Source organism: Streptomyces sp. GQ60 (assembly GCF_059758875.1).
In genome coordinates this window covers 102,269-127,297 of sequence record NZ_JCAXEG010000004.1, presented here as the reverse complement: position 1 = coordinate 127,297, position 25,029 = coordinate 102,269, and the positions used below count along the sequence as shown (strand labels likewise).

Genomic DNA, 25,029 nt, shown 5'->3' with positions numbered 1-25,029 from the left:
ACTAGCTCCCCGTACTGCGGTACGAACGGACCCCCGCGCGCCAGGCAAGCGACGCGGGGAGGAACACCACGAAGGCCACCAGCGGGCTCGCGTACGCCACCCACCCCGGCAGCCCCAGCGGATCGGGCCGGCCCAGCACGTACAGCGCGGGCAGCCAGTTGACGAAGGCGAGCGGCACGATGAAGGTCACCCCGCGCAGCAGGTCCTTCGCGAAGACGGTCGGCGGGTACTGGAGCATGGTGCAGCCGCCGTAGGTGAAGCTGTTCTGCACCTCCGCGGCGTCCCCGGCGAGGAACTGGAAGGCCGCCCCGGCCACCATCACCGCGCCGAAGATCGCCGCCCCGGCGGTGATCATCACGGGCACCATCAGCACCTTCCCGACCGTCCAGTGCAGCTGGTCCAGCTCCGAGACCGCCCACCCCAGCACCGCGAGCCCCTGCACGATCCGCCCCAGCCGGCGCAGCGCGAAGCGGTCGGCCGCCACCTGGGCGAGCACCGGGACCGGGCGGACCAGCATGGTGTCGAGGGAGCCGTCGCGGATCCGGGTGCCGATCCGGTCGGTGTTGCCGATCAGCAGGTCGGCCAGGCCCAGGGAGGCCGAGGAGGATCCGTACAGCAGGGCGATCTCGGGCAGCGTGAAGCCGCCCAGCTCGTCCACGTGCGAGAACATGATGGTGATCGCGACGAAGTCCAGGAGCGTGATGGCCGCGTTGCCGAAGGTCGAGAGGAAGAAGGACGTGCGGTACGTCATCGTCGACCGGATCCACATCGCGGCGATCAGCCGGTAGCCGCGCAGCCCCTCCAGGACCCGGCTGCGCCGCGGGGCCACGAGCGCGGGAGCCGCCGCCCTTTCGGCCGCCACCGTCACCGTCACCCCGGCCCCTCCCTCCGCCACCCGCTCAGCCACCCTGAACCACCACCTTCCGCGTCGCGGCCGACTGCACCAGCCGGCCCAGCCCCAGCAGCGCCACCGCCCACGCGGTCTGGAAGCCCAGCGCCCCCGCCGTACGCGCGGCCCCCGCACCCCCGCCGAGCAGCACGTCCACCGGCACCTGGAGCATCGCCGCCCAGGGCAGGAGACGGACGAACTCCCCGAAGCCGCCCGGGAACACGGTCAGCGGCAGCAGCATCCCGGAGAAGAAGACGGAGACGACCGTCGCCATCAGGTTGATCCCGGCCCCGTCCATCAGCCAGAAGGCCGCCAGCCCCAGCAGGTAGCGCAGCGCGAAGCTCACCACCAGCCCGAGGAACACGGAGACCAGGAAGAGCAGCCAGCGCAGCGGAGCGGTGGGCAGCGCCAACGGGAAGGCGAGCGTGCCGACCACCAGCGGTACTACGCCGCGGCCCAGGAGTTGAAACGCCGCCCGGCCCATATCACCCGCGAGCCACCACATCTGGAGATCGGCCGGACGGTACAGGTCGACGGCGATGTCACCCGTACGGACGCGCTCTTGGAACTCCTCCTGGAAGCCGCCGCCGATCAGCGCCCCGGCGGACAGCAGGGCCTGACTGACCCACATGAACGTGAGGGCCTCGGACTGGTCGTAGCCGCCGAGCCCGGGCCGCTCGTCCCAGAGCGCGATGTACGTGTAGGCCAGGATGAAACCGAACACGGTGTTGGTGAACACCCCCGCCGCGGTGGCCGTCCCGTACGTGGCGTACCTGCGAAATCCCCCGGCCGCGACCGCCCCGTAGAGCCCGGCTCGCCCCACCCCCGGCTGGCGCACCCCATCCCCTCCGTTTCCCTGATCGCTGCTGCGTCGTTCCTACGTCGGCCAAAGCGCGCGAGCTTAGTGCGGAGGGGCGATCCACGCGAACGAATTACGCCCGTCCGGAGCGGAACCGGCGGCCATCGGGTAGACAGCATGAGGTACAGATGTGGATATTTCGTACGGCGCCGAGGAGTCCCGGAGATGAGCGACCCGTCACCACCGCCCGGCTGGACGCCTCGCGATCCCGACACCCCCGACGAACACCGGGCCACCGGCGCCGACGCGGCCCCGCAGCCCGCAGCACCGCCCACGGCCAAGGACACGAAGAGAGCGGAGAGACAGCGCGCCAAGGCGGCCAAGAAGGCCAAGCGCAAACGCACCGGCTGGCGCCGGATCCTCCCGACCTGGCGCATGGTCCTGGGCGCGTTCCTGCTGCTCGCCCTGCTCGTCTGCGGCGGCCTCGTGGCCGGCTACCTGCTGGTCCACATCCCGCCCGCCAACGCGGCCGCCACGGCCCAGTCCAACGTCTACCTGTACACCGACGGCACCCAACTCGCCCGCGACGGCGAGGTCGACCGCGTCAACGTACCGCTCTCCCAGATCCCGCGGACCGTCCAGGAAGCCGTACTGGCCGCCGAGGACCGCGACTTCTTCACCGAACGGGCCGTGGACCCCGCGGCGATGCTGCGCGCCGCCTGGAACACCGCGACGGGCAAGGGCACCCAGTCCGGATCGACCATCACCCAGCAGTACGTCAAGAACTACTACCTGGGCCAGGAACAGACGATCAAGCGGAAGGTGAAGGAGTTCTTCATCGCGATCAAACTCGGCCGCGAGAAGTCGAAGAACTACATCCTCGAGGGGTACCTGAACACCAGTTACTTCGGCCGCAACGCCTACGGCATCCAGGCCGCCGCCCAGGCCTACTACGGCAAGGACGTCGGCAAACTCAACGCCGCCGAGGGCGCCTACCTCGCCACCCTCCTCAACTCCCCCAGCGCCTTCGACGTCGTCGCCCACCCCCAGAGCCGCGGCCGCGCCCTCGCCCGCTGGAACTACGTGCTCGACGGCATGGTCAAGAAGGGCTGGATGACGCCCGCCGAACGCGCCGCCACCCAGTTCCCCGAACCCGGCAAGGTCCGCCCGGCCGCAGGCCTCTCCGGACAGCGCGGCTACCTCGTCGAGGCCATCAAGGACTACATCACCGCGAACAAGATCCTCGACGACAAAACCCTCGCCGAGGGCGGCTACCGCATCACCACGACCATCGACAAGACCCGCCAGACCGCCATGGTCGACGCCGTCAACGACAAGATGGTCAGCAAGCTCGACCCCGCGACGCGCAAGGCCGACCGCGTCGTACGCACCGGAGCCGTCTCCATCGACCCGGCCACCGGCAAGGTCGTGGCCATGTACGGCGGCATCGACTACACCAAGCAGTACGTCAACAACGCCACCCGCCACGACTACCAAGTCGCCTCCACCTTCAAGCCGTTCGTCTTCGCCTCCGCCGTGCAGAACGACGCACGCACCCAGGACGGCCGCACGATCACCCCGTACACGATCTACAACGGCGACAACAAGCGCCGCGTCGTCGGCACCCGCATCCCCTACGCGCCGGAGAACGAGGGACAGCTCAGCTACGGCAACATCACCGTCAACACCGCCACCGACCTCTCCGTCAACACCGTCTTCGCGCAGATGGTCGTCGACGTCGGCACCGACAAGGTCAAGCAGACCGCCATCGCCCTCGGCATCCCCGAGAACACCCCGAACTTCGACCCGGGACCGGCCATGGCACTGGGCACGATGCAGGCCAGCGTCCTGGACATGACCGAGGCCTACGCGACCCTCGCCGACCACGGCCGCCACACCCCGCACACCTTCGTCGAGAAGATCACCAAAGCCGGGGACACCGTCCCGCTCCCGCCCCGCGACCCGGCCCAGGCCGTCAGCCGCGAAGCCGCCGACACCACCACGTCCATGCTGGTCAGCGTCGTCGACAACGGCACCGGCACGGCCGCCCTGGCCGCCGGCCACCCGGCCGCCGGCAAGACGGGGACCGGCGAACTGGACCGCTCGGCCTGGTTCGCGGCGTACACCCCGAACCTGGTCACGGTCGTCTCGATGATGGGCCAGGACCCGGACACCGGCTCCCTGGAATCCCTCTACGGAGCACTCGGCGAGGCCCGGATCGGCGGCGGCGGCTACCCGGCCCGGATCTGGGCCCAGTACACGAAGACGGCCCTGGGCGACAGCGACCCCCTGGAGTTCGACCTGGAACTCATGCCGGGCGCGAACCGGCCCCCGCAGCCCCCGCCCGTGGACACGGACCCGACCCCCTCCCAGGAGGAAACACCGGGCGACCGCCCCTCGAACCGGCCGGGCCGCCCGACCCGGACCCCGTCGACGAACGGACAGACGAACGGGGGCCGGACGGACGGCGGGCAGAACAACGGAGGCCAGACCGACGGAGGTCAGACCACCGGGGGCCAGACCACGGGCGGCCAGACGGACGGAGGCCAGACCGAAGGCGGCCAGACCGACGGCGGCCAGACCGACGGCGGCGCCACGACGGGCACCCAAGGCGGCACCACCGAGGGCCTGCGCCCACCGGCGGACCTACTGGAGTAACCCGGCGAACCGGTGACTCAGCGACTCAGTGACGCAGTGACTCAGTGACCGGAGGTCGCCTTCAGCCCGACGACGGCGGCCAGCAGCAGACAGATGAAGAAGATCCGGGCGGCGGTGACGGGCTCCCCCAAGGCGACCATCCCGACCACCGCCGCACCGGCCGCGCCGATGCCGACCCACACGCCGTACGCCGTACCGATCGGCAGGGTCTTGACCGCGATCGACAGCAGCACCATGCTCGCCACGATGCCCGCACCCGTGAACACGCTCGGCCAGAACCGCGTGAATCCCTCGGTGAACTTCATGCCGATCGACCAAGCGACTTCGATCAGACCGGCGACGACGAGCAGAACCCAGGCCATGACAGGCACCTCCGGGACGAGAGCGGAACGGGGTGCGTCGTCTTGTCATGCAGCCACCGGCCACTGGCCAAGGGCGACCCGGTACGGCGCGTCTCGTCGGGGGTTCCCCACCACCGTAGCAAAACCCGACGAAAAGGGCCGGTGACGATGGTCACCGGCCCTTTTCACGATCTGTGCGGGCTCTAGAGATAGAGCCCCGTGGAGTCCTCCGACCCCAGCCTCCCGGCGGCCACGGCGTGCAGGTCCCGCTCCCGCATCAGCAGGTACGTCGCCCCGCGCACCTCCACCTCGGCCCGCGCCTCGGGGTCGTACAGCACCCGGTCCCCCGGCTCGACCGTCCGTACGTTCTGCCCGACCGCGACCACCTCGGCCCAGGCCAGCCGCTTGCCCACCGCGGCCGTCGCCGGAATCAGGATGCCGCCGCCGGAGCGGCGTTCGCCCTCCGGCGAATCGGACTTCACGAGCACGCGGTCGTGGAGCATGCGGATGGGCAGCTTGTCGTGGGTGGTGGTGTTCTCGCTCACGGAGCGAACCTACCCGCCCACACCCGCCCCGCACCCCCCAGGGTCATCAGCGCTTTCGTCGCGCCGACACCACCAGCAGGCCCACGACGCCGACCGCGAGCAGCGCGACCGGCACGATCCGCTCGACGCGCGGGGTGCCGTCGTCGTGGCGCAGCGCGTCACCGGCGTCGGTGACGAGGCGGTTCACCGTCGCCACCGCACGGCCGACGACGTGGTCGACGTTGCTGACCACCTTCGCCTTGGCGTCCCCGACGATCGTCTTGGGGTGCATGCGCACCCCGATCTCGTCGAGCGCCTCGGCGAGCTGCTCGCGGCGGCGGACGATGTCCGCCTCGATCTGTGCGGGGGTCCTGGCTTCCGGCACCGCGCTGCCTCCGTCGTCATGGTCGGTCCCATGGCGGGCGTAGCCCGCCATGAACAGTCAGTCAGCAGCTTAGTCTCGGACCGTACCGATCCCCTCCCGAGGAGACTGTTAGATGAGCGAGCGACTTGAGCCGGGCGACACCGCCCCCGCCTTCACCCTGCCCGACGCGGACGGCAACGAGATCTCGCTCGCCGACCACAAGGGCCGCAAGGTCATCGTGTACTTCTACCCGACCGCCCTGACCCCGGGCTGCACCAAGCAGGCCTGCGACTTCACGGACAACCTGGCCGTCCTGGCCACCGCCGGCTACGACGTCATCGGCGTCTCCCCGGACAAGCCGGAGAAGCTGGCGAAGTTCCGCGAGCAGGAGCACCTGAAGGTCACCCTGGTCAGCGACCCCTCCAAGGAGGTCCTGACGGCGTACGGGGCGTTCGGCGAGAAGAAGCTGTACGGCAAGACCGTCACCGGAGTCATCCGCTCCACGGTGATCGTCGACGAAGAGGGCAAGGTTGAACGCGCCCTCTACAACGTCAAGGCCACGGGCCACGTAGCCAAGATCATCAAGGACCTGGGCATCTAACCCCGCCCCCTCCTTCCGGAACGGCCCGCACCCCACAACCGGTGCGGGCTGTTCCGTTTATCGGACGACATCCGCCGTAACCGTCCGACTATCGGTCCGTTACTCCATGCGAGGGCCGCACACGCGGCCGGGAAATGGAGGGGTCGATGCCGATCAGCCCGTACACGAGGGAACGCCTCGCGGAAGCAGCGAAGGGGGCACGGACGATGTCCGAGGCACTGGAAAGGCTGGGGGTGGACCCGAAGAGCCCGACGAGGCGGTACCTGCACGACCGCATGCGGAAGCTGGGCGTGGACGTCTCGCACTTCGAGCGGGAGGGCTCCAAGTGGACGAAGGACATCTTGGAGGACGTAGTCGCCCTCTCGAAGAACATGTGCGAGGTGCTCAGGCGCCTCGGACTTGAAGTCGTGGGCGGTCACCACACGCACATCAGCCGCAAGGTGAAAGCTATGGGGATCGACACCTCGCACTTCATAACGCCTTCCAACGCAGGGCGGCACTACGTGCGCCGAACGCCTGAGTCGCTCCTCGTAGTGCAGGCATCCGAGAGTGCTCGCCGCATCCCAGGGGAACGCCTCAAACGAGCGATGATCACACTCGGCGCAGACGAGCGCTGCGCCGAGTGCGGCATCGAGCCCGTCTGGCTGGGCGAGCCGCTGCCCCTTGAGGTCGACCACATCGATGGCGATTGGCGTAACAACAGCCCCGTCAACCTGCGGCTGCTGTGCCCCAATTGCCACTCCACTACGGACACATATCGCGGTCGCGGCAAGGGCCACCGATGAGCGACTTGAAGCGGCGGAGCTACGTCAAACGCATCAAGCCGGACGGAGCCGCCTTGCGTGACGCAGTCGCGTCGTCACACTCCCTGGCAGAGACCCTACGGCGCCTCGGCAGGCCCATGTCCAGCAGCCAGAACGAATCACTCAAGCAATGGATCGACGAGGACGGCCTCTCGACGGCCCACTTCCTCGGACAGGCCCACCAACGCGGCAAGCCGGGTCCTACGCCCGTGAGGGCTGCTGAGAGCATCCTCGTTAAGCACGATGGAAAACGACGCACCCGCACCCGACTACTGCGGCGCGCTCTGCAGGAGATCGGCATCCCGGAGTGCTGCGGCATGTGCGGAACACGTCCGGAGTGGCGTGGGCGTCCGATGACCCTGGAAATAGACCACGTCAACGGCGACTGGACCGACGACCGCGCCGACAATCTGCGGCTGCTCTGCCCTAACTGCCACGCAATCACAAGCACCTGGTGCCGTGGAGGCGCCCGCCAACGCCGTACATAGGGCACCCACCCCACAACTCATGCCCGGCCGCTAGGATGACAGCACCAAGCGGCCGTGTCGTAACAGGCAGCCGAGCGGCGCTTAGAACGCCGTGGGAGAGATCCCGTGGGGGTTCGAATCCCCCCGGCCGCATTCGCACGAAGGCCCGACTCCAAGAGTCGGGCCTTCGGCATGCTCGGGCTCAGCCCAGCAGTTCCCGGACCGCCGGGACCAGGGCTCGGAAGGCCTGGCCTCGGTGGGAGATGGCGTTCTTTTCCGCCGCCGTGAGTTCCGCGCAGGTGCGGGTCTCGCCCAGGGGCTGGAGGATCGGGTCGTAGCCGAAGCCGCCCGTGCCGGCCGGGGTGTGGCGGAGGGTGCCCAGGAGGCGGCCTTCGACCACGCGTTCCGTGCCGTCCGGGAGGGCGAGGGCGGCCGCGCAGAAGAAGTGGGCGCCGCGGTGTTCGTCGGCGATGTCGCCGAGTTGGGACAACAGGAGCGCCAGGTTCGCGGCGTCGTCGCCGTGGGCGCCGGCCCAGCGGGCCGAGAAGATGCCGGGGGCGCCGTTCAGGACGTCCACGCAGAGGCCCGAGTCGTCGGCGACGGCCGGCAGGCCGGTGGCCTGGGCGAGGGCGTGGGCCTTGAGGAGGGCGTTCTCGGCGAAGGTGACGCCGGTTTCCTTGACGTCCGGGATCTCCGGGTACGCGTCCGCGCCGACCAGCTCGTGCGGCAGGCCGGCGGCGGACAGGATGGCGCGGAGTTCGGTGACCTTGCCCGCGTTGCGCGTGGCGAGGATCAGGCGGCTGGGAGAGCTGGCGGAGGGCGTCGTCGGCGTCGTCGTCGAGGTCATGACGCCATTATCCCGGCCGCGCTCGGTCATCGGCCGGGGGCAGCCGCCCGGGGTCAGCCGCCCGGGGTGCAGACCTTGGAGATCTCCTTCGCCGCGTCCGCGACCGGCGTGACGTCGGGGGCCGTGGTGCCGCTCTCGATGGAGGTGCGGACGTTCTGAACGGCCGTGTTCATCGAGGAAATGGCCTTGCTCAGGTCGGCGTTGTCCGTCTGGTCGCCGACCTTCTTGAGGTTCTCCTCGATCGCGTTGAGCGCGTTCTGGGCGTCCTGCGGGCTGTTGCCGGCCTGCGAGACGGCCTGCTGGAGGTCGTTGGCGCCGTCCGTTATGGCGACGGCCGTGCTCGCGCAGTCCATCGCCGTCGAGATCGCGCTGCAGGAGGTGATCGCGGGTATGGCGAGGGCTGCCGTCAGGGCAACGGCTGCCAGGCGGTACTTCGGCTTCACTTCGGCCCCCAGGAGGATGGTGTGGATGCAGGCGTGCGGGATGCGCGGATACGTGGACGGGCGCACGGCTTCGACGCCGTGCACCCGTGTACCCAGAGACGCGCGGACGGGCCGCGCGGTTGCCGCCAGGGCTAGAGCGTGAGCTCCAGGGCGCCGAGCTGGAGGGCTTCCAGGTCGGCGCAGCCGCCGGAGGCCAGGTCGAGGAGGGCGTTGAGTTCCTTGCGGTCGAAGGGCTCGCCCTCGGCCGTGCCCTGGACCTCGACGAAGCGGCCGTCGCCGGTGCAGACCACGTTCATGTCGGTCTCGGCGCGGACGTCTTCCTCGTAGCAGAGGTCGAGGAGCGGGACGCCGTCGACGATGCCGACGCTGACGGCGGCGACGGTGCCGGTCAGGGGCTTGCGGCCGGCCTTGATGAGCTTCTTGCCCTGGCCCCAGGAGATGGCGTCGGCCAGGGCCACGTAGGCGCCGGTGATGGCCGCGGTGCGGGTGCCGCCGTCGGCCTGGAGGACGTCGCAGTCCAGGACGATGGTGTTCTCGCCGAGGGCCTTGTAGTCGATGACGGCGCGCAGCGAGCGGCCGATGAGGCGGGAGATCTCGTGGGTGCGGCCGCCGATCTTGCCGCGTACGGATTCGCGGTCGCCGCGGGTGTTGGTGGCGCGGGGGAGCATCGAGTACTCGGAGGTGACCCAGCCTTCGCCGCTGCCCTTGCGCCAGCGCGGGACGCCTTCGCTGAAGGAGGCGGTGCAGAAGACCTTGGTGTCTCCGAAGGAGACGAGGACGGAGCCCTCTGCGTGCTTGCTCCATCCGCGTTCGATGGTGACCGGGCGGAGCTGTTCGGGCGTACGGCCGTCGATGCGAGACATGGCACCGAGCCTAGCCGGTGCGAGGCCGGGCCCGGGTCGCTGCGAGAAGACCCCGGCCGGGTGCGTCCGGTCGGGGTCCTGTCGTACGTACGGGTGCGCGCGGGGGCGCGCGTGCGAGCCGGTGGGCTCAGCTCACATCATGTCTTCGATGTCGGCGGCGATCGGGTCGGCGTCGGTGCCGATGACGACCTGGATCGCGGTGCCCATCTTGACGACGCCGTGGGCGCCGGCGGCCTTCAGTGCGGCCTCGTCGACCTTGCTCGGGTCGATGACCTCGGTGCGCAGGCGGGTGATGCAGCCCTCGACCTCTTCGATGTTCTCGATGCCGCCGAGCCCGGCGACGATCTTCTCAGCCTTGGTGGCCATGTGTTTCTCCCTGAGTTCTACGAAGAACGAGTCCGACTGACATCCGGCGCCCGGCGTTGCACGCCTGCCGCCCGACCGACCGACCAACCAGGGCGGTCCGCTTCGTCACGGTAACCCACGATTGGCCCAGCTACGCGGGCACATGCCCGGTATCTACCGAATGATGATGATCAGCACCAACCTGCCCTAGGGCGGGTGGAATGCGACCGCAACACAAGTGGTCTACACCAGTGTGCCGCAAGTGTCGCGGCTGCCAAAAACGGGTCGGTCAGGGAGGACGCGGATGAGCGCGAGCAGCGCCGCAGCAGTGCCACAGCCGAAGTGGTGGAACGGATTGTTCCAAGGGCTGCAGAAGATGGGCCGGAGCCTGCAACTCCCGATCGCCGTGCTGCCCGCGGCCGGCATCCTGAACCGGCTGGGGCAGCCGGACGTGTTCGGCAAGGACGGCCTCAACTGGACGAGCGTCGCCAAGGTCATGGCGGGCGCGGGCGGAGCGCTGCTCGACGCGGACCTGGGTCTGCCGCTGCTGTTCTGCATCGGTGTCGCGATCGGCATGGCGAAGAAGGCGGACGGTTCGACGGCGCTGGCCGCGGTGGCGGGCTTCCTCGTCTACCGGGGCGTGCTGCACTCCTTCCCCAAGGACTGCCCGGCGGGGTCCACGGACATCGGCGGTGGATGCCTGGCGGCCGGGAACGCCTTCACCGGGTTCACGTATCAGAATCCGGGGGTGTTCGGCGGCATCATCATGGGCCTGCTGACGGCCTGGTTCTGGCAGCGGCTCCACCGCGTGAAGCTGGTCGACTGGCTGGGGTTCTTCAACGGGCGCCGGCTCGTCCCGATCGTCATGTCGTTCGTCGCGATCGTCTTCGCGGTGCTGTGCCTGTGGATCTGGCCGCCGGTCGGTGACGCGCTGGAGAGCTTCTCGGACTGGCTGGTGGGTCTGGGGTCGCTGGGCGCGGGCGTCTTCGGCGTCGCGAACCGCGCGCTGCTGGTGATCGGCCTGCACCAGTTCCTGAACGTGCCGGTGTGGTTCCAGTTCGGCAGCTACACCAAGCCGGACGGGCAGACGGTCCACGGTGACATCAACATGTTCCTGGCGGGCGATCCGAACGCCGGGCAGTTCCTGACCGGCTTCTTCCCCATCATGATGTTCGCCCTGCCGGCGGCGGCACTGGCGATCACGCACTGCGCGAAGCCGGCGCGGCGCAAGGAGGTCGGCGGTCTGATGCTGTCGGTCGGCCTGACGTCGTTCGTCACCGGCATCACCGAGCCGCTGGAGTACTCGTTCCTCTTCCTGGCGCCGGCGCTGTACGCGGTCCACGCGGTGCTGACGGGCGTGTCGATGGCGGTGACCTGGGCCTTCGGCGCCAAGGACGGCTTCAGCTTCTCGGCGGGTCTGATCGACTACCTCCTCAACTGGGGCCTGGCGACGAAGCCCTGGCTGATCATTCCGATCGGCCTCTGCTTCGCGGTCGTCTACTACGGCATCTTCCGCTTCGCGATCACGAAGTGGGACATCAAGACGCCCGGCCGGGAGTCGGACGAGGAGATCGCGGTGATGCAGGCGGAGAACACCAAGGCGTGACGCGGGGGGCGTGAGCCCCGTCCGGGGGCGGGCGAACGCCCCCGGGCGTCCGGCCGAACGCCCCCGGACGTCCCTCCCGAACGCATTGCCGCGGGGCACCGGAAGCCCCGCCCGAAACACCCGACGGCACACGAGGCCTTCGGACCCACAGGGTCCGAGGGCCTTTGTCATGTATGCCCAACTGTGTCCTCCCCCACGGAAATGACGGGTTCCTTACGCCGACCTCACCGTGCTACAACTGGTCTACACCACTGAGTGGTGTAGACCACGTGGGCCTTTCGGCCCCGGGGTCCCCCGTTCCGAGACGCTGCCAATCCCCCGTTTTTCCACGTCCTGGCAGAGCCTTGTCCACTGGAGGAAGACCATGTCCACAGCCACCGCTGCGGAAAAGAAGAAGGGCGCTGGCGTGATGGCCGTCATGCAGCGCATCGGCCGGAGCCTCATGCTCCCCGTTGCGGTGCTGCCTGCCGGCGCGCTCCTGCTCCGCCTGGGCGCGGACGACATGCTCGGCGACAAGGACGTGTTCCCGACGTTCGTCCTCAAGATCGCCGGGTACATGGCCGCCGGTGGTGGCGCGATCCTCGACAACATGGCGCTGCTGTTCGCCGTCGGCATCGCGATCGGCTTCGCGAAGAAGTCGGACGGTTCGACCGCCCTCGCGGCCGTCACCGGTTACCTGGTCTTCCAGAAGGTGCTCGCCACCTTCACGGACGGCAACCTGCCGCAGAAGGCCACGGTCGTCGGCGACAAGATCGTCATGGTGGACGCCCCGGTCAACGCGGGTGTGCTCGGCGGTGTCGTGATGGGTGTCATAGCCGCCCTGCTCTACCAGAAGTTCTACCGGACCAAGCTCCCCGACTGGGCGGGCTTCTTCGGCGGCCGCCGTCTGGTCCCGATCCTCTCCGCCTTCGCGGGTCTGGTCACCGGCATCGTCTTCGGTCTCATCTGGCCGGTCCTCGGCTCGGGTCTGCACGGCTTCGGTGAGTGGCTGACCAGTTCCGGCGCCGTCGGCGCGGGCATCTTCGGTGTCGCCAACCGCGCGCTGATCCCGATCGGCATGCACCACCTGCTGAACTCCTTCCCGTGGTTCCAGGCCGGCTCCTTCGACACCCCGACCGGCGCCGTCCACGGTGACATCGGCCGCTTCCTCGCCGGTGACCCGACCGCCGGACAGTTCATGACCGGCTTCTTCCCGATCATGATGTTCGCCCTCCCGGCGGCCTGCCTCGCGATCGTCCACTGCGCGCGCCCCGAGCGCCGCAAGGTCGTCGGCGGCATGATGTTCTCGCTCGCGCTCACCGCCTTCGTGACCGGTGTGACCGAGCCCATCGAGTTCACCTTCATGTTCATCGCCCCGGTCCTCTACGCGATCCACGCGGTCCTGACCGGTGTCTCCATGGCGCTGACCTGGGCCCTGGGCATGCGTGACGGCTTCGGCTTCTCCGCCGGCGCGGTCGACTTCGTCCTGAACCTCGGCATCGCGGAGAACCCGTGGGGCCTGGCCGGCATCGGCCTCTGCTTCGCGGTCGTCTACTACTTCGTGTTCCGCTTCGCCATCACCAAGTGGAACCTGCCGACGCCGGGCCGCGAGTCCGACGAGGAGCTCGCCGAGATCCTCAAGGCCGAGGCCAAGTAAGCAGTCCCGTACCGCACACAGGTACGCGGAAAGCCCCCGCTCTCCCGGAAGGGAGGGCGGGGGCTTTCGCGTATCCGTCCGCGAGAGGCGGGTCTCAGACCTCGTACACCGCGCCCGTGTACGCCAGCTCCACCGGGCCGTCGTAGACCGCGCGGGCGTCGGCCAGGTTGCGTTCGGCGTCCGTCCACGGCGGGATGTGGGTCAGGACGAGCCGGCCGGCCCGGCCGCCGCGGGCGAACTCGCCGGCCTCGCGCCCGTTGAGGTGGAGGTCCGGGATGTCCTCCTTGCCGTGCGTGAAGGAGGCCTCGCACAGGAAGAGGTCGGTGTCCTCGGCGAGCAGGCCCAGCTCGGGGCAGGCGCCGGTGTCGCCGGAGTACGTCAGCGCGCGGCCGCCGTGCTCGACGCGGATCCCGTAGGACTCGACGGGGTGGCAGACCTTCTCGGTGCGGACCTGGAACGGGCCGATCTCGAAGGTGCCGGACTTCAGGGTGCGGAAGTCGAAGACCTCGCTCATGGAGCGCTCGTCGGGGACGTCCTCGTAGGCGGTGGACAGCCGCTTCTCGGTGCCTTCGGGGCCGTAGACGGGGATGGTGCCGCAGCGGCCGCCCTCGTGGCGGTAGAAGCGGGCGACGAAGTACGCGCACATGTCGATGCAGTGATCGGCGTGCAGGTGGCTGAGGAAGATCGCGTCGAGATCGTAGAGCCCGATGTGGCGCTGGAGCTCGCCGAGGGAGCCGTTGCCCATGTCGAGGAGCAGCCGGAAGCCGTCGGCCTCGACGAGGTAGCTCGAACAGGCTGATTCCGCGGACGGGAACGAGCCCGAACAGCCGACGACGGTGAGCTTCATGGAGCGTGAACCTCCGTGGACGGTCCGTGGACGGAATGCGGGCCGTGCGTGGGTCGAGCGTAAGGCGCGAAACGCCCGGTCGCTCCTCCGCGGCGGGCCGTTGTGGGGCGAATCACCTGAGCTGTCACCCGGGGGAGCGACGGGGTGGACTCGGGTTGCCGTTCGGCGGGCCGCTGCCGTGCCGGGGGCGGCGGGCGGGGCTACGGTCGGAGTATGGACACGTCCTGGTGGCCGGCGGTCGCCGCGGTGGTGGTCGTGATCCTGCTGGTGCTCCTCCCCCGGCGGGTACGGCGGCCCGCGGATCCGCCGCACGGACCGGGACCGCTGCCGCGGCCGAAGGCCGGTGAGCTGTGGTCCCTGGAGGACGGACGGCCCTGCCTGGTGCTGGGCGTACGGGGCCACCGGGCGCGGATCGCGCGGATCACGGGGAAGTACGACGACCGGCGCGCCGGGGTGATTCCGCTGCCGCCGGGGGTGGTGGGGGCGCGGGGCGGGTTCCTGGAGGCGGACCGGGTCGTGGAGGTGTCCGTGTGGGAGTTCGCCCGGGCGCGGCTGCTGGGGACGGTGGATCCGGCGGTGTGGGACGAGGTGAAGGGGCTCGGGGGGCCGCCTTCCTGACGCGGACCCGGCCGGGCACCGCCGCGCGGACCTCGCGCCGGTGCACGGACCTCGCGCCGATGCGCGGGCTGCGCCCTCACGCGCGGGCGGGGCTGGACGTGTCCAGCCCCGCCGTTCGGGCTACGCCCAGAGTTGGCCCTGGAGGACTTCGATGGCCTCTTCCGTGGTGGCCGCCGTGTAGACGCCCGTGGAGAGGTACTTCCAGCCGCCGTCGGCCACGACGAAGACGATGTCGGCCGACTCGCCCGCCGCGACCGCCTTGCGGCCGACGCCGATCGCCGCGTGCAGGGCCGCGCCCGTGGAGACGCCGGCGAAGATGCCTTCCTGCTGGAGCAGCTCGCGGGTGCGGGTGACCGCGTCCGCCGAGCCGACCGAGAAGCGGGTCGTCAGGACCGAGGCGTCGTACAGCTCGGGGACGAATCCCTCGTCGAGGTTGCGCAGGCCGTAGACGAGGTCGTCGTAGCGCGGTTCCGCCGCCACGATCTTGATGCCCGGGACGTGCTCGCGCAGGTAGCGGCCGACGCCCATCAGGGTGCCGGTGGTGCCGAGGCCCGCCACGAAGTGGGTGATCGAGGGGAGGTCCGTGAGGATCTCCGGGCCCGTCGTGGCGTAGTGGGCGCCCGCGTTGTCCGGGTTGCCGTACTGGTAGAGCATCACCCAGGAGGGGTTCTGCGCGGCCAGTTCCTTCGCGACGCGGACGGCCGTGTTCGAGCCGCCCGCCGCCGGCGACGGGATGATCTCGGCTCCCCACATGGCCAGCAGGTCGCGCCGCTCCTGGGAGGTGTTCTCCGGCATGACGCACACGATCTTGTAGCCCTTGAGCTTCGCGGCCATGGCGAGGGAGATGCCCGTGTTGCCCGAGGTGGGCTCCAGGATCGTGCAGCCGGGGTACAGCCGGCCGTCCTTCTCGGCCTGCTCGACCATGTGGAGCGCGGGGCGGTCCTTGATCGAGCCGGTCGGGTTGCGGTCCTCCAGCTTCGCCCAGATGCGGACGTCGTCCGAGGGCGAGAGCCGGGGCAGGCGTACCAGCGGCGTGTTGCCGACCGCGGCCAGGGGGGAGTCGTAGCGCATTACTTCGATCCGCCGGCTACGGCCGGGAGGATGGTGACGTTGTCGCCGTCCTTGAGCGCGGTGGAGATGCCGTCGAGGAAGCGGACGTCCTCGTCGTTGAGGTAGACGTTGACGAAGCGGCGCAGCTCGCCGCCCTTGGCCTCGTCGATGATGCGCTCCTGGATGCCCTTGTGGCGGGTCTCCAGGTCGGAGAACAGCTCGGAGAGCGTCGCACCCGCGCCCGTGACGGCCTTCTCGCCGTTGGTGTAGGTGCGGAGGATGGTGGGGATGCGGACCTCGATGGCCATGGCGGGCTCCAGTCAGGATGGTGAAGGGAAGGCGGGCGAAGCGGAGCGGGCGTGAGCACGCGGCCCCGCGCGGGGGCCGGCGGGGCTCAGGCGGCAGGACAGATGGCGCTGGCGAGGCGGCACAGGTCGACGTGCAGCCGCGCCACGAGCAGCAGCCTGCCGGGCGTCTCGATGCTCACGTCGTGGGAAACCATGCGGTCATGTTAACGATTCCCGGTCCGCGGTTTGGAGTGTGATTCCGCATCGTGGACGGATATCGCTCACATACTGAGAAGTAGTGCGGTGTCGGCGCCTCAGTAGGCCGCTACGACCTGCACTTCTTCCTCGGTGATCACGCCTTCGACGATCCGGTACGACCGGAACTGGAAGTCCCCGAGGCCGTCCTTGTCCGCCGTGGAGACCAGCACGTAGTGCGCGCCGGGCTCGTTCGCGTACGTGACGTCCGTGCGCGAGGGGTAGGCCTCGGTCGCGGTGTGCGAGTGGTAGACGATGACGGGGTCCTCGTCCCGGTCGTCCAGCTCGCGGTAGAGCTTCAGCAGGTCCTTCGAGTCGAACTCGTAGAACGTGGGCGAGCGGGCCGCGTTCAGCATGGGTACGAACCGCTCCGGGCGGTCCGCGCCGGCCGGGCCGGCCACCACGCCGCAGGCCTCGTCGGGGTGGTCCTGGCGGGCGTGCGCGACGATCTGGTCGTACAGGGCCTGGGTGATGGTCAGCATGAGCGACAGGATAAGCAGACGGGCCCTCCCGTACCGAGGGGTGGTACGGGAGGGCCCGGATGATGGACACGCTCCCCTGTTCCAGGGGCTCGTGCCGGTCGGCTGCGCGGGTCCCGGCGGTGACAGGCGGCCGGGACCCGCGGTGCGCGGAGGTTCTACGAGGCCTTGGTGAAGGCGGCGCCGCGCGGGTCGCGGGACTTCATCACCAGGTACGAGACGCCCAGCAGCAGGCCCCACAGCGGGGCGCAGTAGAGCGAGACGCGGGCGCTCTCGTCGATGCCCATCATCACGATGACCATGCCGATGAAGGCCAGGGCGAAGTAGCTCGTGAAGGGGGCGCCGGGGGCGCGGAACGGCGACTTCGGGAGGTCGCCGCGGTCGGAGAGGGACCGGTAGCGGATCTGGCAGACGAGGATCATGATCCAGGCCCACATGCCGGAGATGGTGGCGAAGGAGACCACGTACTCGAAGGCCTTGCCGGGGGCGACGTAGTTGATCCAGACGCCCACGAGCATCAGCGCGGCGGAGAAGCTGGTGCCGATCAGCGGGGTGCCGTTCTTGGTGAGCCGGGTGAAGAACTTCGGGCCCTGGCCGTTGAGGGCGAGGTCGCGCAGCATGCGGCCGGTGGAGTACATGCCCGAGTTGCAGGAGGAAAGGGCCGCGGTGAGGACGACGAAGTTGACGATCGCGGCGCCGACGCCGAGGCCCATCTTCTCGAAGGCGGCGACGAAGGGGCTGACGCCGGGCTGGAACTCGTGCCACGGGACGACCGACAGGATCATGATCAGCGCGCCGACGTAGAAGACGGCGATGCGCCACGGCACGGTGTTGATGGCCTTGGGCAGGGTCTTCTCGGGGTCCTTGGACTCGCCGGCGGTGACGCCGACCAGCTCGACGGCGAGGAAGGCGAACATGACGATCTGCAGGGTCATCAGCGTGCCGCCGATGCCCTTGGGGAAGAAGCCGCCGTCGTTCCAGAGGTTGGAGACGGTGGCGGTGTCCGCGGCGTCGGAGAAGCCGATGGTGAGGATGCCGGCGCAGATCAGGATCATGCCGACGATGGCGGTGACCTTGACCATGGAGAACCAGAACTCCAGCTCGCCGAAGAGCTTCACGGAGATCAGGTTGGCGCCGTAGAGGATGACGGTGAAGATCAGCGCGTACGCCCATTGCGGGAAGCTGTCGTGGGTCCAGTACGACATGTACTGCGCGGCGGCGGTGACTTCGGTGATGCCGGTGACCACCCAGAAGAGCCAGTAGGTCCAGCCGGTCACGTAACCCCAGAAGGGGCCGAGGAACTCCCGGGCGTAGTCCGAGAAGGAGCCGGACACCGGGCGGTACATGAGCAGTTCGCCCAGGGCCCGCATGATGAAGAAGATGACCAGGCCCGCGATGGCGTAGGCCAGGATCAGGCTGGGGCCGGCCTTGGAGATGGCCTTGCCCGCTCCCAGGAAGAGGCCGGTGCCGATGGCGCCGCCGATCGCGATCATCTGGATCTGGCGGGCGCCGAGTGCGCGGTGGTAGCCGCCGCCCTCGGTGGTGTCGTGCTGCTGCTCGTCGACCTGTACGGAGGTCATGTCTGGTGCGCCTTTCTCCACGCCGATCCGCGCCATGGCTGGCAGCGGATCGGGTCCTCGATCCCCCCGGATACGGATGGAGTTGCACGCCGGCGGTCAGCCGGTTCAAGCAGGCCGGGGGGCATGGGTGGCGCCCCGTCGGCGTCGTGAAGATCTATCACGTGCTTATGGGTGCATGAGGGAAGAAAATGTGACGCGGGGCATAAAAAAATCAGGACAGAGATCCTGAAATGGATCAGATCACCACATCGTGGTGATCTGATCGTTATCCGGATTTGAGCGCCCGCTGAGCGAACGGCGGACGGGCTTGAGGCCCCTCACAGAATGGCGGGGTCAGAGGGTTCCGCGGAGCGCCCCCTCAGAGGGTGTCGGCGAGCGTCTCGATGAGGGTCTCCTGGAGACCGCCGAGCCAGAGGTACGCCATCACCATCGGCTTGCGCGGATCGTCGTCCGGCAGCCGGAACAGCACGGCGCTCTCGTCGTCCTCCGTGATGTCGAGGCGGGCCGCGATGGTGAGCCGCAGGTCGTTCAGGGCGCCCAGCCAGCGCAGCCGCAGCTCCCCTTCGACCTCCAGGACCCCCGCGCCGTCGCCGGCCGGGCTCAGCCCGTCCAGGCTCCGTACGACGGCCAGCGCGTCCTCCCGCTTGCGGGTGCGCAGGTCGTTCTCGGTGAAGCGGCGGAATTCGGCCGAATGGGCCCTCAGCTCCTCCGTGTCCGCGCCCGGTCCGGTCTCCGGGCCGCCGTAGGCGTCGGGGAAGAGCCGGGCCAGGGCCGGGTCCGAGGGGGGCTCGGTCGGGCCGTCGGAGGCGGCGAAGAGCGCGGCCAGCGGGTCGTCGTCCGGATCGGGCTCCGGCTCGCCGGGGCCGATGAGCTCCAGGAGCTGCACGGCCAGGGAGCGCAGGATCGAGATCTCGATCTCGTCCAGCGCGATGGCGGCCCCGCCGCCCTTCAGCGGCTCGAACACGCCGCCCATCAGTTGCGGTCCTGGGACATGGTCGCCCAGAGGCCGTAGCCGTGCATGGCCTGCACGTCCCGTTCCATCTCCTCGCGGCTGCCGCTGGAGACGACCGCCCGACCCTTGTGGTGGACGTCCATCATCAGCTTGTTCGCCTTGTCCTTGGAATAGCCGAAGTAGGCCTGGAACACGTACGTCACGTAGCTCATGAGGTTGACCGGGTCGTTGTGCACCAGGGTCACCCACGGGACGTCGGGTTCCGGGACCGCGAAGGTCTCTTCGGCCGATTCGGTGCGTTCGATCTCAATGGGAGCAACACTCACTTGTCCCATGCTGCCACTGACGGGGGCCCGTCGCACAAACAGGCCCCTACATCTCGTCACTTTGACGAGATGTGCGCTAGCATCCGTCGCATGAACCCTGCGGACCTGGGCCTGCCGGTGGACGTGCCGTCGACAGCGCTCTTCACGGACCATTACGAGCTCACGATGTTGCAAGCCGCGCTGGCCAACGGCACGGCCGACCGCCGCTCGGTCTTCGAGGTGTTCACCCGGCGGCTCCCCGAGGGCCGCCGCTACGGGGTGATCGCGGGGACCGGCCGGGTGCTCGACGCGGTGGAGAACTTCCGCTTCGACGGCGCCGTACTGGAGTTCCTGCGCGAGCGGGACGTCATCGACGGCCGCACCCTCGACTGGCTCGCCTCGTACCGCTTCTCCGGCGACATCTGGGGCTACCCGGAGGGCGAGGTCTACTTCCCCGGCTCGCCCGTCCTGCGCGTCGAGGGCAGCTTCGCCGAGTGCGTGCTGCTGGAGACCGTGATCCTGTCGATCCTCAACCACGACTCCGCGATCGCCGCGGCCGCCTCACGGATGGCCTCGGCCGCCGGCGGCCGCCCGCTGATCGAGATGGGCGCCCGGCGCACCCACGAGCTGGCGGCCGTCGCCTCGGCGCGGGCCGCGTACGTCGGCGGTTTCACCTCGACCTCGGACCTGGCGGCCGGATTCCGGTACGGGATCCCGACGGTCGGTACGAGCGCGCACGCCTTCACCCTGCTGCACGACAGCGAGCGGGACGCCTTCACCGCCCAGGTCGCCTCGCTGGGCAGCGGAACCACGCTGCTGGTGGACACCTACGACGTGGCGGAGGCGGTCCGCACGGCCGTGGAGGTCGCCGGAACGGGCCTCGGCGCCGTCCGGATCGACTCCGGGGACCTGCTGCTGGTCGCGCACCGGGTGCGGCAGCAGCTCGACGAGCTGGGGGCGACCGCGACGAAGATCGTGGTGACCTCGGACCTGGACGAGTACGCGATCGCCTCGCTGGCGGCCGCCCCCGTGGACGCGTACGGGGTCGGCACCCAGCTGGTGACGGGCAGCGGGCACCCGACGTGCTCGATGGTCTACAAGCTGGTGGCGCGGGCGGCCTCGGCCGACCCGAAGGCGCCGCTGGTGTCGGTGGCGAAGAAGTCCTCGGGCGGCAAGACCTCCGTCGGGGGGCGCAAGTGGGCGGCCCGGCGGGTCGACGCGGACGGGGTCGCGGAGGCGGAGGTCCTCGGGACCGGGCCGGTGCCGGCGGCGCTGGCGGACAAGCAGCTCCTGGTGGAGCTGGTCAAGGGCGGCGAGGTCGTGGCCCGCGAGTCCCTGGAGACGGTCCGCGACCGTCACCGCCAGACCCTGACGGGCCTCCCGCTCTCCGCCACACAGCTCTCGCGCGGCGAGGCCGTGATCCCGACGGAGTACGCGTAGCCCCGCAGGCGGGGCGGGTCGCGAGCCCGGCACAGCCGGGGCCGCTGGGGCCCCCGGGGCCCCGCTCCGGACCCCGCGCCTCGAACGCCGGCGAGGCCGGATTCGCCTGACGTCCGACGCGACGCGCGGCCGGATCGCCCGCAGGGCGACATCAGCCCCGCCGGCGTTCGAGGCGCGGGCGCGCGGCGCCCGGAGGGGCCGGGGGCTCGCCCCCGTTTCGGGAAGGGGCGGGGCGGGGGAAGAGCCCCCGCAGGGTCCCCGCCCACCACACACCAAGCCGAAGGGCACCGGACATGCACCGCGCACTGATCGTCGTCGACGTACAGAACGACTTCTGCGAGGGCGGCAGCCTCGCGGTCACCGGCGGAGCCGACGTCGCCGCCGCCATCACCGAGCTCATCGGCCAGGCGACCGCCGGGTACCGGCACGTCGTCGCCACCCGCGACCACCACGTCGACCCCGGATCCCACTTCGCGCACCCCCCGGCCCAGCCGGACTACGAGACGTCCTGGCCGGTGCACTGCGTCGCCGGGACCGAGGGCGTGGGCTTCCACCCGAACTTCGCGCCCGCCGTCGCCTCGGGGGCCGTGGCCGCCGTCTTCGACAAGGGTGCGTACGAGGCCGCGTACAGCGGTTTCGAGGGCGCGGACGAGAACGGGCTCGGGCTCACGGAGTGGCTGCGCGACCGGCAGGTCACCGAGGTCGACGTGGTCGGCATCGCCACCGACCACTGCGTCAAGGCCACCGCCCTGGACGCGGCCCGCGCGGGGTTCCGCACCCACGTGCTGCTGGACCTGACGGCCGGAGTGGCCCCGCACACCACGACCCGTGCGCTGGCCGAGCTCCGGGAAGCCGGGGTGGAGCTGAGCGGAACCCCCGTGGTGGCCGGCTGACCGCCGGGCACCGGGGGCGCCCGGAGGCGCCTGCGGGGCGCCTGCGGGCCTCTGGCGGGGGCGCCGGCAGGGCGGGGCCCTGCGGGCGCCACCGGGGCGGCTCAGCCCCGCGCCCTCACCCCAGCAGGGCCCTGATCGGGTGCCACAGCTCGGCCGCCCGGTCCGGCGCACAGCGCCAGAGCAGGCCGTCGGGGTGGTGCAGGACGGCGGTGATCTCGTCCGGCGTGGGCGGCTGGGCGTTGCCGCGCAGGTAGACGGCGCGCAGTCCGAGGTTCCGCAGCCTGGTCAGGGCGCGGGCCCGGTTCACCGCGTGCACCAGCACGCGGACGTTCCCACCGTCGACGCCACCGTCGACGCCGCCGTCGACGGCGGGCTCGATACCGCCTCCGATGCCCGCGATACCGACCTCGACGGCACCTTCCACGGACGGTCTGGGCAGCGTGAGCGCGACGACCACGCTGCCGCCTGGCAATCGGACGAAACCTCCACCGGGCATGTCTTCATCTCCCCCGTCAATAAGAAACTCAGCCCACGCATCTAAACGCGATCGGCCGCCGCCCGCTAGAGGGCGACGGCCGATCATGCTTTGACCTGCGGTTTTGCTGAATTACTTAACGGAGGGGCCGACCTCGACCGTCATGACGAGACCGTCGTAGGTCTCCTTCAGGATCTTGATCTTGGTGTTGGTGTCAGTGACCTTCACCGAGCCGGTCGGGTTCTCGTCGTAGTAGTACTTGCCCTTGTGGTCGTCGAAGACCAGCTGCGCGGCCTTCGGCTTCAGGAACAGTTCCTCACCGTTCTTGTGCAGGGTGATGGCGTCCGTCTTGTACGCGCTGAAGGCGGCGTCGTACGGCTGGATCTTGTTCCGCAGCAGGGTGCCGTCCGACCACTTCATCGGCTTGGCGTTGGCGTCGATCGGCAGGATCAGACCGGAGCCGGGGTGCTGGCTGGTGTTGTTGTCCTTCTGGGAGGTGTCCCACTGCCAGATCAGGAGGCCGTCCTGGTAGGCGTAGTGCTCGACCCAGTTCGGCTTCGTGTTGGCGAAGCCGAAGTTGTACGGACCGACCTTGAGGGTCTTGTCGTACGAGACGTAGCGGCGGTTCTCGGCCAGGTAGTACTGGTCGTACTCCTTGGTGAAGCCGCTGCCGACGCGGGAGAAGCCCTTGCCGGTCCAGCCGTTGTCGCCGGCCTCGGCACCGTCGGTGAACAGCGTGGCGCCGTCCGCCGTGATGCTGAGCGCGTCGCCCGTGAAGCCCTTGCCGCCCGCGCCGCCGTCCGTCTGGTAGCGGAAGCGGAGGTCGACCTTCTTGCCCGCGTAGGCGTTCAGCGAGTAGTTCAGGCTCTTCCAGGTCTCCGAGACGCCGGTGAGCGACGGGCTGTTGGAGGCGTCGACCGGGATGGCCACGCCGTCGGCGGTGCCGGCGAGCGGGGTCCAGGTGGCGCCACCGTCGGTGGAGACCTCGGTGTACAGGTAGTCGTACTCCGCCTCGATGTCCCACCAGCCCTTGAGGGACAGGGCCGCGGAGGACTTGCCGGTCAGGTCGACCGAGCGGGTGAGGGTGTTCTTGAGGTCGTCACCCATGTTGCTCCACCACTGCGAGGAACCCTCGGCGGGAGCGACGATGTCGGTCGTGACCTTCTTCTTCGGCAGCTCGACGAGGAGCGCCTGCTTGTCCTTCGTGTTGTACGCGGAGACGCCCAGCTTGTGGGTGGACTTCGTCGCGGCCTTGGCCGTGTCGTAGTTCAGCCAGCCCAGCTGGAACTTGTCCCAGGCGGTCATGTCGCCCGGGAGGTCGCCTATGGAGTCCTTGCCCGTGCCGAGCCAGGAGCCCGCGGACATCAGGGACCAGAAGCCGACCGAGTTCTCGCCGCCACCGGAGGTGTCGTAGAGGTCGGGGAGGCCGAGGTCGTGGCCGTACTCGTGCGCGAAGACGCCGAGGCCGCCGTTCTCGGGCTGCATCGTGTAGTCGCCGACCCAGATGCCGGTCTCGCCGATCTGGGCGCCGCCGGCCTTGTTGTTCTCCGGGCCGGTCTTGCCCGCCTGCGTGCCGTAGGCGTACCAGCGGTGCGCCCACAGGGCGTCGGGGCCCTGCACGCCGCCGCCGGCCGACTCGTCCTCGCCCGCGTGGACGATCTGGAAGTGGTCGATGTAGCCGTCGGACTCGTTGAAGTTGCCGTCGCCGTCGAAGTCGTAGCGGTCCCAGAGGTCGTACTGGGCCATCTGCGCCTTGATCTGGGCGTCGGTCTTGCCGGCCTTCTTCTGACCCTCGACCCAGGCGGTCACGCCGTCCTTGACCGTGTCCCAGACGTTGGAGCAGTTGGACTGGCCGCAGTAGTTCGAGCCGTAACGGGCCTCGTTGTACGGGACCTTGACCCAGTCGGCGACCTCGCCCTCGACCGAGTACCGGCCCGAGGAGGTCTTCTCGTAGTAGGTCTTCAGCGAGTTCTTGCCGGCGCCGGTACCGAAGTACAGGTCCTGGAAGTACGCGCGGTTGAAGTCCTTGCGCCAGGCCGTGCTGTTGTTCGTCGCACGGTCGGGCTGGGCGATCTGGTTGTGCAGCGGACCCGGGGTGCCGCCGTACTTGGGCACGGCCGGCTTGGGGCCGGGACCGTCCGGGTCGAACATGGTGGTGTTGTCCACCTGGTCGCCGAAGTCGACGAGGATCGTGAAGATCTTGTCGGTCTTCTCGCGGCCGAGCTCGACGTACTTCTTCTCGTCGAGCTTGACGACCTTGGAGGCGCCCCGCTGCTCGACGTCCTTCTTGCCGCTCATCACCTGCTCCAGGGCGGCCTTCCTGGCCTGCTCCTGCTGCTTGCTGAACGGTCCTTCGAGGTCGTGGTCGACCTTCTCCTTGGAAAGAGCGGTCGGGTCCTGGCGGTCCGCGGCGGACACCTTCGCACCCGGGTCCGCCTGGGCCATCGTGAAGGCGGCGCCGGTGGCCGCCGTCGCTGCCAGGGTCACGCCGATTGCGGCGGCGCGCAGCGCTCGTCTTCTGGCCGAGTTGCTGGTCACTTGATGTCGTTCCCCTCCCGCGGCCGCGAAGTGGTGCGGAACTTCTCCGGAGGAGTGGGGGGTTCCGTGCGGCGCGCGTCTCAAGTGACGACATTTGACCGGAGAGTCGCAAGAAAAGACAGAC

Annotated in this window: 28 protein-coding genes, 1 tRNA gene and 1 riboswitch; of the genes, 10 read left to right on the top strand and 19 right to left on the bottom strand. The window is 69.5% G+C overall.

The window, feature by feature from the left end; all coding sequences use genetic code 11:
- Position 1: 1 nt before the first annotated feature.
- Together AC6CKD_RS12075 and AC6CKD_RS12070 are read right to left on the bottom strand one after the other, a co-directional pair.
- Positions 2-907 (bottom strand): ABC transporter permease, encoded by a 906-nt coding sequence (locus tag AC6CKD_RS12075; RefSeq protein WP_498327102.1) that lies wholly within the window; start codon positions 905-907, stop codon positions 2-4.
- A complete protein-coding gene (locus AC6CKD_RS12070; RefSeq protein ID WP_498327100.1) occupies positions 900-1,727 on the bottom strand; it encodes an ABC transporter permease in 828 nt (275 codons plus the stop codon). The genes AC6CKD_RS12075 and AC6CKD_RS12070 overlap by 8 nt, the downstream gene beginning before the upstream one ends.
- Before the next feature lie 186 nt (positions 1,728-1,913).
- Between AC6CKD_RS12070 and AC6CKD_RS12065 the strand changes: the two genes are divergently transcribed.
- Complete coding sequence (locus AC6CKD_RS12065; protein WP_498327099.1) at positions 1,914-4,346, top strand: transglycosylase domain-containing protein; 2,433 nt, start codon at positions 1,914-1,916, stop codon at positions 4,344-4,346.
- Positions 4,347-4,387: 41 nt separating this feature from the next.
- On the opposite strand, the gene AC6CKD_RS12060 is transcribed toward AC6CKD_RS12065, so the two are convergent.
- The 3 genes from AC6CKD_RS12060 to AC6CKD_RS12050 form a co-directional block, all read right to left on the bottom strand.
- On the bottom strand, positions 4,388-4,708 hold the full coding sequence (locus AC6CKD_RS12060; RefSeq protein WP_498327097.1) for a DMT family transporter: 321 nt from the start codon (positions 4,706-4,708) through the stop codon (positions 4,388-4,390).
- Between the two features lie 31 nt (positions 4,709-4,739).
- Positions 4,740-4,833, bottom strand: a riboswitch (guanidine-III (ykkC-III) riboswitch).
- A gap of 57 nt (positions 4,834-4,890) precedes the next feature.
- Complete coding sequence (locus AC6CKD_RS12055; RefSeq protein ID WP_498327096.1) at positions 4,891-5,232, bottom strand: GroES family chaperonin; 342 nt, start codon at positions 5,230-5,232, stop codon at positions 4,891-4,893.
- 46 nt (positions 5,233-5,278) lie between these two features.
- Complete coding sequence (locus AC6CKD_RS12050) at positions 5,279-5,596, bottom strand: DUF3618 domain-containing protein (protein WP_498327095.1); 318 nt, start codon at positions 5,594-5,596, stop codon at positions 5,279-5,281.
- Between the two features lie 112 nt (positions 5,597-5,708).
- Between AC6CKD_RS12050 and bcp the strand changes: the two genes are divergently transcribed.
- From bcp to AC6CKD_RS12030, 4 genes are all read left to right on the top strand, one after another.
- Entirely contained in the window at positions 5,709-6,176 is a 468-nt protein-coding gene (gene bcp / locus AC6CKD_RS12045; protein WP_498327094.1) for a thioredoxin-dependent thiol peroxidase, read from the top strand.
- Between the two features lie 146 nt (positions 6,177-6,322).
- On the top strand, positions 6,323-6,961 hold the full coding sequence (locus AC6CKD_RS12040; protein ID WP_498327093.1) for an HNH endonuclease signature motif containing protein: 639 nt from the start codon (positions 6,323-6,325) through the stop codon (positions 6,959-6,961).
- Positions 6,958-7,467, top strand: a complete 510-nt coding sequence (locus AC6CKD_RS12035; RefSeq protein ID WP_498327091.1) for an HNH endonuclease — start codon at positions 6,958-6,960, stop codon at positions 7,465-7,467. Before AC6CKD_RS12040 ends, AC6CKD_RS12035 begins: the two co-directional genes overlap by 4 nt.
- Positions 7,468-7,515: 48 nt before the next feature.
- Positions 7,516-7,599, top strand: a tRNA-Leu gene (locus AC6CKD_RS12030).
- Between the two features lie 49 nt (positions 7,600-7,648).
- Here AC6CKD_RS12030 and rdgB read toward each other — a convergent pair.
- The 4 genes from rdgB to AC6CKD_RS12010 all read right to left on the bottom strand — a co-directional run bounded on the left by rdgB (position 7,649) and on the right by AC6CKD_RS12010 (position 10,052).
- Entirely contained in the window at positions 7,649-8,293 is a 645-nt protein-coding gene (rdgB, locus tag AC6CKD_RS12025) for an RdgB/HAM1 family non-canonical purine NTP pyrophosphatase (protein ID WP_498327089.1), read from the bottom strand.
- A 53-nt stretch (positions 8,294-8,346) separates the two neighbouring features.
- Positions 8,347-8,736, bottom strand: a complete 390-nt coding sequence (locus AC6CKD_RS12020; protein WP_498327564.1) for a hypothetical protein — start codon at positions 8,734-8,736, stop codon at positions 8,347-8,349.
- A 131-nt stretch (positions 8,737-8,867) separates the two neighbouring features.
- Positions 8,868-9,599 (bottom strand): ribonuclease PH, encoded by a 732-nt coding sequence (gene rph / locus AC6CKD_RS12015; RefSeq protein ID WP_243337256.1) that lies wholly within the window; start codon positions 9,597-9,599, stop codon positions 8,868-8,870.
- Positions 9,600-9,731: 132 nt separating this feature from the next.
- On the bottom strand, positions 9,732-10,052 hold the full coding sequence (locus AC6CKD_RS12010; RefSeq protein WP_478688702.1) for a PTS sugar transporter subunit IIB: 321 nt from the start codon (positions 10,050-10,052) through the stop codon (positions 9,732-9,734).
- A gap of 196 nt (positions 10,053-10,248) precedes the next feature.
- Here AC6CKD_RS12010 and AC6CKD_RS12005 point away from each other — a divergent pair, with 196 nt between their 5' ends.
- Together AC6CKD_RS12005 and AC6CKD_RS12000 are read left to right on the top strand one after the other, a co-directional pair.
- Positions 10,249-11,550: a PTS transporter subunit EIIC gene (locus AC6CKD_RS12005; protein WP_498327088.1), complete on the top strand. Its 1,302-nt coding sequence runs from the start codon at positions 10,249-10,251 to the stop codon at positions 11,548-11,550.
- Between the two features lie 364 nt (positions 11,551-11,914).
- Positions 11,915-13,186, top strand: a complete 1,272-nt coding sequence (locus tag AC6CKD_RS12000) for a PTS transporter subunit EIIC (protein WP_498327087.1) — start codon at positions 11,915-11,917, stop codon at positions 13,184-13,186.
- Positions 13,187-13,280: 94 nt separating this feature from the next.
- Here AC6CKD_RS12000 and AC6CKD_RS11995 read toward each other — a convergent pair whose 3' ends face one another.
- A complete protein-coding gene (locus tag AC6CKD_RS11995) occupies positions 13,281-14,033 on the bottom strand; it encodes an MBL fold metallo-hydrolase (RefSeq protein WP_498327086.1) in 753 nt (250 codons plus the stop codon).
- Between the two features lie 213 nt (positions 14,034-14,246).
- On the opposite strand from AC6CKD_RS11995, the gene AC6CKD_RS11990 reads away from it, so the two are divergent.
- Positions 14,247-14,651: a hypothetical protein gene (locus tag AC6CKD_RS11990; RefSeq protein WP_498327085.1), complete on the top strand. Its 405-nt coding sequence runs from the start codon at positions 14,247-14,249 to the stop codon at positions 14,649-14,651.
- A 120-nt stretch (positions 14,652-14,771) separates the two neighbouring features.
- Here the strand turns inward: AC6CKD_RS11990 and AC6CKD_RS11985 are convergent, their stop codons facing one another.
- The 7 genes from AC6CKD_RS11985 to clpS form a co-directional block, all read right to left on the bottom strand.
- The gene (locus AC6CKD_RS11985; protein ID WP_403715167.1) at positions 14,772-15,722 is read right to left on the bottom strand and encodes a PLP-dependent cysteine synthase family protein; all 951 of its coding nucleotides are present in this window, start codon (positions 15,720-15,722) and stop codon (positions 14,772-14,774) included.
- Positions 15,722-16,009: a MoaD/ThiS family protein gene (locus AC6CKD_RS11980; RefSeq protein WP_254383264.1), complete on the bottom strand. Its 288-nt coding sequence runs from the start codon at positions 16,007-16,009 to the stop codon at positions 15,722-15,724. Before AC6CKD_RS11980 ends, AC6CKD_RS11985 begins: the two co-directional genes overlap by 1 nt.
- Before the next feature lie 86 nt (positions 16,010-16,095).
- The gene (locus AC6CKD_RS11975; protein ID WP_311736929.1) at positions 16,096-16,203 is read right to left on the bottom strand and encodes a putative leader peptide; all 108 of its coding nucleotides are present in this window, start codon (positions 16,201-16,203) and stop codon (positions 16,096-16,098) included.
- Between the two features lie 99 nt (positions 16,204-16,302).
- A complete protein-coding gene (locus tag AC6CKD_RS11970; RefSeq protein WP_498327084.1) occupies positions 16,303-16,725 on the bottom strand; it encodes a M67 family metallopeptidase in 423 nt (140 codons plus the stop codon).
- Positions 16,726-16,880: 155 nt separating this feature from the next.
- On the bottom strand, positions 16,881-18,302 hold the full coding sequence (locus AC6CKD_RS11965) for an amino acid permease (RefSeq protein WP_498327083.1): 1,422 nt from the start codon (positions 18,300-18,302) through the stop codon (positions 16,881-16,883).
- A gap of 358 nt (positions 18,303-18,660) precedes the next feature.
- Entirely contained in the window at positions 18,661-19,275 is a 615-nt protein-coding gene (locus AC6CKD_RS11960; RefSeq protein WP_498327082.1) for a DUF2017 domain-containing protein, read from the bottom strand.
- A complete protein-coding gene (clpS, locus tag AC6CKD_RS11955) occupies positions 19,275-19,589 on the bottom strand; it encodes an ATP-dependent Clp protease adapter ClpS (protein ID WP_243337276.1) in 315 nt (104 codons plus the stop codon). Before clpS ends, AC6CKD_RS11960 begins: the two co-directional genes overlap by 1 nt.
- Before the next feature lie 81 nt (positions 19,590-19,670).
- On the opposite strand from clpS, the gene AC6CKD_RS11950 reads away from it, so the two are divergent.
- Together AC6CKD_RS11950 and AC6CKD_RS11945 are read left to right on the top strand one after the other, a co-directional pair.
- Positions 19,671-20,999: a nicotinate phosphoribosyltransferase gene (locus AC6CKD_RS11950; RefSeq protein WP_498327081.1), complete on the top strand. Its 1,329-nt coding sequence runs from the start codon at positions 19,671-19,673 to the stop codon at positions 20,997-20,999.
- A 293-nt stretch (positions 21,000-21,292) separates the two neighbouring features.
- Positions 21,293-21,892: an isochorismatase family protein gene (locus AC6CKD_RS11945; RefSeq protein WP_498327080.1), complete on the top strand. Its 600-nt coding sequence runs from the start codon at positions 21,293-21,295 to the stop codon at positions 21,890-21,892.
- A 115-nt stretch (positions 21,893-22,007) separates the two neighbouring features.
- On the opposite strand, the gene AC6CKD_RS11940 is transcribed toward AC6CKD_RS11945, so the two are convergent.
- Both AC6CKD_RS11940 and AC6CKD_RS11935 read right to left on the bottom strand, forming a co-directional pair.
- Positions 22,008-22,388, bottom strand: a complete 381-nt coding sequence (locus AC6CKD_RS11940; protein WP_498327079.1) for a hypothetical protein — start codon at positions 22,386-22,388, stop codon at positions 22,008-22,010.
- A 111-nt stretch (positions 22,389-22,499) separates the two neighbouring features.
- Entirely contained in the window at positions 22,500-24,905 is a 2,406-nt protein-coding gene (locus AC6CKD_RS11935; RefSeq protein ID WP_498327077.1) for an immune inhibitor A domain-containing protein, read from the bottom strand.
- Positions 24,906-25,029: the final 124 nt, after the last annotated feature.